General features: G+C 51.7%; 1 protein-coding gene. It reads left to right on the top strand.

Going from position 1 to position 240, the window contains the following annotated elements:
- Positions 1-240 (top strand): hypothetical protein (locus E1163_RS30115; protein ID WP_185155871.1); only part of this gene is annotated, 240 nt, incomplete at both ends.

Genomic DNA, 240 nt, shown 5'->3' with positions numbered 1-240 from the left:
CCCTTGATACGACCGTATTATTTGAATATGCCACGATCAGTTCGTTGTCTGCTTACCTGGAACCCCTTCATCAATCTGTTTCCGACGAGCCGGTTGCAGACCATGAAGGAACACCGGTATCCATCAGCTTTGATTCCACCCCTGCGGCAGTACCGCTGACGAGTGAACCAGAAGCATCATCAGGACCCGAGCTAAGCAGGGCAGAGCCCACCGATACAGGAGATTTTGATATCGCCGTTA

The sequence above is a fragment of the Fulvivirga kasyanovii genome, assembly GCF_009711405.1.
Classification (GTDB): Bacteria; Bacteroidota; Bacteroidia; order Cytophagales; family Cyclobacteriaceae; genus Fulvivirga; species Fulvivirga kasyanovii.
The sequence above is the reverse complement of the archived record's forward strand: the minus strand, read 5'-3'. Positions and strand labels throughout refer to the sequence as shown.